This is a genomic window from Shewanella sp. 11B5 (assembly GCF_002836795.1).
GTDB classification, from domain to species: domain Bacteria; phylum Pseudomonadota; class Gammaproteobacteria; order Enterobacterales; family Shewanellaceae; genus Shewanella; species Shewanella frigidimarina.
On record NZ_PJAP01000516.1, the window covers coordinates 1 to 5,721 of the forward strand.

At 40.2% G+C, this 5,721-nt stretch carries 5 protein-coding genes; 4 read left to right on the top strand and 1 reads right to left on the bottom strand.

Annotation, left to right across the window (positions count from 1 at the left end):
* Positions 1 to 40: 40 nt before the first annotated feature.
* On the bottom strand, positions 41 to 2,626 hold the full coding sequence (locus CXF78_RS12160) for a penicillin-binding protein 1A (protein WP_041412737.1): 2,586 nt from the start codon (positions 2,624 to 2,626) through the stop codon (positions 41 to 43).
* A 185-nt stretch (positions 2,627 to 2,811) separates the two neighbouring features.
* On the opposite strand from CXF78_RS12160, the gene CXF78_RS12165 reads away from it, so the two are divergent.
* Genes CXF78_RS12165 through CXF78_RS12180 form a run of 4 tightly spaced genes read left to right on the top strand, consistent with a single transcriptional unit; the run spans position 2,812 to position 5,595 of the window.
* Positions 2,812 to 3,891: a pilus assembly protein PilM gene (locus CXF78_RS12165; protein ID WP_011635860.1), complete on the top strand. Its 1,080-nt coding sequence runs from the start codon at positions 2,812 to 2,814 to the stop codon at positions 3,889 to 3,891.
* Positions 3,879 to 4,463, top strand: coding sequence for a PilN domain-containing protein (locus tag CXF78_RS12170; protein ID WP_011635861.1), 585 nt, complete (start codon positions 3,879 to 3,881; stop codon positions 4,461 to 4,463). The genes CXF78_RS12165 and CXF78_RS12170 overlap by 13 nt, the downstream gene beginning before the upstream one ends.
* Complete coding sequence (locus CXF78_RS12175) at positions 4,460 to 5,077, top strand: type IV pilus inner membrane component PilO (RefSeq protein WP_011635862.1); 618 nt, start codon at positions 4,460 to 4,462, stop codon at positions 5,075 to 5,077. The genes CXF78_RS12170 and CXF78_RS12175 overlap by 4 nt, the downstream gene beginning before the upstream one ends.
* Positions 5,077 to 5,595, top strand: coding sequence for a pilus assembly protein PilP (locus CXF78_RS12180; protein ID WP_011635863.1), 519 nt, complete (start codon positions 5,077 to 5,079; stop codon positions 5,593 to 5,595). Before CXF78_RS12175 ends, CXF78_RS12180 begins: the two co-directional genes overlap by 1 nt.
* Positions 5,596 to 5,721: the final 126 nt, after the last annotated feature.

Here is a 5,721-nt window from a genome sequence, read left to right on the forward strand (position 1 = left end):
CAGTCGAATGGCTTTTTTAATCAATTTATTTTAAACCCTATTATTGAAATAAATCTTCAGCAACATTGTCGATAAAAATATCGCCACTTTGCTGTGTTTCAGTAACATATTCTTTGGGTTCTGTACCTTCAACAAAATACTCAAACTCGGTAGTGTGGTCTGTCTTGCGAGTCAATTTACCAGTGGCTAAATCAATACGCGCAGATACAATTCCTTTTGGCGGGATAACTGAAGCTTCAGGGGTACCAGACAGAGCTTTATTCATATAGTCATTCCAACCAGGACCTGCCGTTTTAGCACCCGCCTCAGCACCTGATATTTGATCTGGTTCGCCGTTAGCTCTCCAGCTTGAGCGTCCTAGTTGACGTCCATGGTCATCAAAACCAACCCAGAACGTTGCTGTAAGTGTAGGGTTAAAACCACTGAACCAAGTGTCTCGAGATTCGTTAGTTGTACCTGTTTTACCCGCAATGTCATGACGCTTAATTAATTTAGATGCACGCCAAGCGGTACCATTCCAACCTGTACCTTTGCTCCAATCGCCGCCACCCCAAATTACGCTCTTTAGCGCTTCAGTGATCAAAAATGCAGTTTGTTCTGAAACGACTCGCTTAGCAAAGCGAGCTTGTGGATTACTGCAAATGTTTTGTTCAGCGGTAATGGACGTTGCTTCAACCTCTCCATCTAATGTATCTACTGATGCTTCAGGAGTTTGCTGAGAGAATTCTTCAGCCATCGCAGCAAATGGATCTTCAATAACCACATCATCTTCAACAGAGGGTGCTGGTTTGCTACATGCAATAGCGGGAATGGTTTGTTCAATCGTGTTGTCGTATGAGTCGGTCACGTGATCGATAAAGTAAGGTTCAACTAAATAACCACCATTTGCAAAGCTATTAAATGCAGTGGCGACCTGTAACGGTGTCACTGAAGGTGAACCCAATGCTAACGATTCATTTCGAGGTAAATCATTCGGGTCAAAACCAAATTGGATTAATTTTTTGATGGTGTCATCTAAACCAGTGTGACGCATGGCTCTCACTGACATAACGTTAATAGATTGCGCTAAACCGACTCGTAAGCGTGTTGGGCCACCATAGATGTCTGGTGAATTTTTAGGACGCCACGCTGTGCCCTGGCGGGTGTCTGGTTTATTAATCGGAGCGTTATTGATAAGCGTAGCCAATGTGTAGTCTTTTTCTAATGCTGCGGCATAAATAAAAGGCTTAATATTGGAACCTAATTGGCGTTTAGCTTGAGTCACACGATTGAATTGACTTTGACTAAAGCTAAATCCACCGACGAGGGTTTTAATGGCACCGTCATGAGGTTCAAGTGACACTGTCGCACTAGACACTTGCGGTATTTGAGACAACTGCCAATGTTTACCATTATGACGGATCCACACTTGTTGGCCGGCGGTCAATATATCGCTGGCTTGCTTCGGAGGTAAGCTTTGGCGTTTATCGCTTATAAACTTACGAGCCCATTTTAGGCCTTTCCATTCCAGTGTAATCAGTTCGCCTTTGTCATCAATGACTTGTGCTTGCTGATCTTTTACACTGATAACCGCGGCCGGCATAATGCCCTGCATTGAAGAAGTTCGTTTTAAAATTGCGATGATTTCATCATGTTCTAGCGGAGTATCAGTCCATAATTCAGCGACAGGTCCACGGAAGCCATGTCGTTGGTCGTAAGCAAAAACGTTATCTCTTAAAGACTCCTGCGCCATCAATTGGAGATCGGATGATATCGTGGTGTAGACATTGTAACCGTTAGTATAGGCTGCTTCTTCACCGTATTTCTGGATCATGTAATCACGCGCCATTTCCGAAACATACGGAGCGTATAAATCAATTTCAGCGCCATGGTATTTCGCGGTCGACGGACTACTAATAGCCTCTTGATATTCTGCTTGAGTAATATTTCGTTTCTCTAGCATACGGCTCAATACCCAGTTACGACGAGCTATCGCACGTGATTGGTTTCTGATTGGATTCGCTGCAGACGGAGCTTGCGGTAGGCCAGCTATCATCGCCATTTCTGGCAGTGTCAATTGGCTAAGTTCTTTACCATAATAAACTTGAGCCGCCGCACCGACACCATAAGCGCGATTTCCGAGGAATGAACGATTTAAATAAAGGGCTAAAATTTCCTTTTTCGATAATGCTTTTTCAATTTTTAGCGCAAGAAAGATTTCTTTCACTTTACGAATATATGTTTTTTCGTTAGATAAGAAAAAGCCTCGAGCAACCTGTTGCGTAATTGTACTCGCACCTTGGCTTTTCTTACCTGTTGTGACTAAAATAAGTGCCGCGCGGATAATACCAATCGGATCAATACCGTTATGTTCAAAAAAGCGCGCATCTTCAGTGTCGAGTACCGCATTAATTAACTGAGCTGGCACCTCTTCATACTCGACAGGTATACGACGTTTCTCACCAAATTGAGAAATCAGTTTGCCATCGCGGCTATAAATACGCAGCGGAGTTTGTAATTGGACCGTCTTTAGCGAATTAACATCGGGTAAATCAGGTAGCACATAAAAGTAAGCGGCAGCTATAGCAGCAATGCCAAGTAGTGATAGGCTAAAAAATGCAATTAATAAACGTTTAAACCACTTCACTCGATAATTCCAGAAAATCACAAATAGTAGCGGTAGTATATAAGCGGGAGAGTTTTTGGTGAAGTAAAACATGAAATAACTAAATAGTATTTGTAAAATGCTGAAACATTTTATACAAATACTTATAACGAGTTGATTATGTGCTAATCTCTTAGAAAATAAAAATAGAATTGTGATGACGGACTATGCTTTCTAAATTATGGAAGCGTCAAGCACCTCAGATGGTTGGGATTGATATTGGGTCTCATGAAATAAAAGCCATTTTGTTGAGCAAGACTGCGGATGGATATAAAATTCAAAATCATGCGTCAGTTCCTGTTAGAAAGGGAGCTGTAGTCGATCATGATATTCGTGATACTGAAGCGGTAATTGAGTCACTAAGACAGATTCGGCGGGGTTTACCTAAATCGCTAAAGTTCGCAGCTGTCGCGGTTTCTGGTTCTGCCGTTATGACTAAAGTCATTTATATGGATGCGGCGTTAAATGAAGAGGAAATGGAGGCTCAAATTGAAATTGAAGCTGACAACCTTATTCCTTATTCACTTGATGAAGTCAGCATTGATTTTGAAAGGCTTAATCCGAATATTACCGACCCAACCAAAGTTAACGTATTACTGAGCGCATGCCGCACAGAGAACATTGATTCGCGTGTTGACTCTTTGGATGCTATTGAGCTGGATGTTAAAGTTGTTGATGTGGAAGCTTATGCACTAGGGCGCTCCGCAGAATTAATTTATGCTCAGTTACCTGACGGCGCTAAAGCTAAATCAATCGCCATGGTTGATATTGGTGCCAATATGACCACATTTTCTGTGGTTGAAAATGGTGATACTACCTTTATACGTGAGCAAGCCTTTGGCGGTGAGTTATTTACTCAATCAATTGTGTCATTTTATGGTATGCCCCATGATGAGGCTGAGCGAGCTAAGATTTCTGGACAATTACCGCGTAATTATATGTTCGAAGTTTTATCTCCGTTTCAAATGCAACTGTTACAACAAATTAAACGAACCTTACAAATATATTGTACTGCCAGTGGGCGTGAAAAAGTTGACTATATTGTTTTGTGTGGTGGTACAGCTAAGTTAGAAGGAATGGTTGAATTACTAACAAACGAGTTAGGTACTCATACCATTGTTGCTGATCCTTTTCAGGGGTGTTTGCATGCAGATGATGTTATGAAAGGTCAACTTCAACCGAATATAAGCAAATATATGGTGGCATGTGGTCTTGCGCTAAGGAGTTATGCTCAATGGCGAACATAAACTTATTACCTTGGCGTGAAGAAGCTAGAGAAAAGCAAAAACGCGATTTTATCGGCATTTTAGCGTTAGTTTTTTTAGTCACATCACTCGTTGTATATTTATTTTTGGGTTTTCTAGAGGTTGTCACTGATGATCAGCGTGAGCGTAATGCATATTTGGTCTCAGAAATTACATTACTTGATACCCAGATAGCAGAAATTAGAAAAATTACCGAACGTAAAAAAGATATCGAACGTCGAACTGAGATTATTCTCAATTTACAGCAGTCGCGTAATTTACCTACTCATGTTTTAGATGAATTAGTCCGAATCGTGCCACCTGGTATTTATCTTTCAAGTATAGAGAAAAAAGGTAGCGTGTTATTAATCGAAGGGCGTAGTGAATCAAATAATAACGTCGCGAATATGATGAGAAAGGTTAAAACATCTTCTTATCTTAACGATCCGAGTATGCAATCGATTGTGACCCAAAATGAAGAATTAAGGCAGTTACAGCGGTTTAAATTACGTGTCACTATCCGTGATGATTCACAAGTCACTAATGTTGATCCGAACCAAGGAGCGAGAAAATGAATCTCGACCTAGATCAATTTAACGATATTGATTTTGAAAATATCGGTGGTTGGCCCAAACTGGTAAAAATTGTATTTGCTGTATTTTTGTCTTTGTGTGTTATCGGTGCGAGTTATTATTTATTTATTTCAGATTCTATCGATCAAATGGAAGCTGAACAGCACAAAGAAATTCAATTACGTGAAGATTTTGAAACTAAATATCGTTTAGCAGCTAATCTTAAGCTATACCGTGAACAATTAGACGTGATGGAAGTGCAGTTTGCCGAATTGCTTAAAATGCTACCCTCCGAAAATGAAATGCCTGGTTTATTAGATGATTTAACGTTTGTTGCAACTGACGCAGGCCTCAGAATTAATAGCCTAGATTGGGATGATGAAATCGAACGTGATTTTTATATTGAATTTCCAATAAAAATGTCAGTAGTAGGTGATTACCATCAAATGGGTAATATGGTCAGTGGCGTTGCCAAGTTACCCCGAATTGTCAGTCTGCATGATTTTAGTATCAAGCAGAATGATGCCGGTGGATTATCGATGGATATTCTTGCTAAAACGTATCGTTTTAAAGAAGGGGCTGAATTAACACAACAGGCCAATAAGGGGCAGAAATAATGAAATTTTTGCCTTTATTGTTATCAATGGTGTTTTTATTGAGTGGTTGTATTGGCGAACGCAGCGATTTAGAGCTATTTGTTACTACTACAAAAGCGCAACACGTTGCCCGTATACCACCATTGAAACAAACACCGAAGTTCGAACATTTTGCTTATCAAGCTGAATTAATGCGCAGTCCGTTTGTTCCACCATCAAGGGAATTGACAGAAGAGGTGGTTGATACATCTAGAGATTGTTTACAACCAGACTTGAAACGTCGCAAAGGTCGCTTAGAAACTTATGCATTAGACAATTTAAGAATGCGCGGAACATTGAGTGAAGATAGTACTATATGGGCTTTAGTCGAATCTAGTGATGCCAATGTTTATCGCATGGGTGTAGGTGAGTATTTAGGGCTTTATCATGGCCGAATTGCTAAAGTAACGCCGCAATTTATCGAAATTATAGAATTAATCCCTGATGGTTCAGGTTGTTGGGCAGAAAGATCCAGCAATTTAGAATTATCAGGAAAATAACGTGCGAAGGATGAGAGAATAATGGAATCTTCTGCCGCGATAAAAAAAGCAATAACAAAGTTATTATTTTTTAGAGCGTTTTTAGGCGCAGTATTATTAATGGGTTTAATACCTTTCTCTTATACA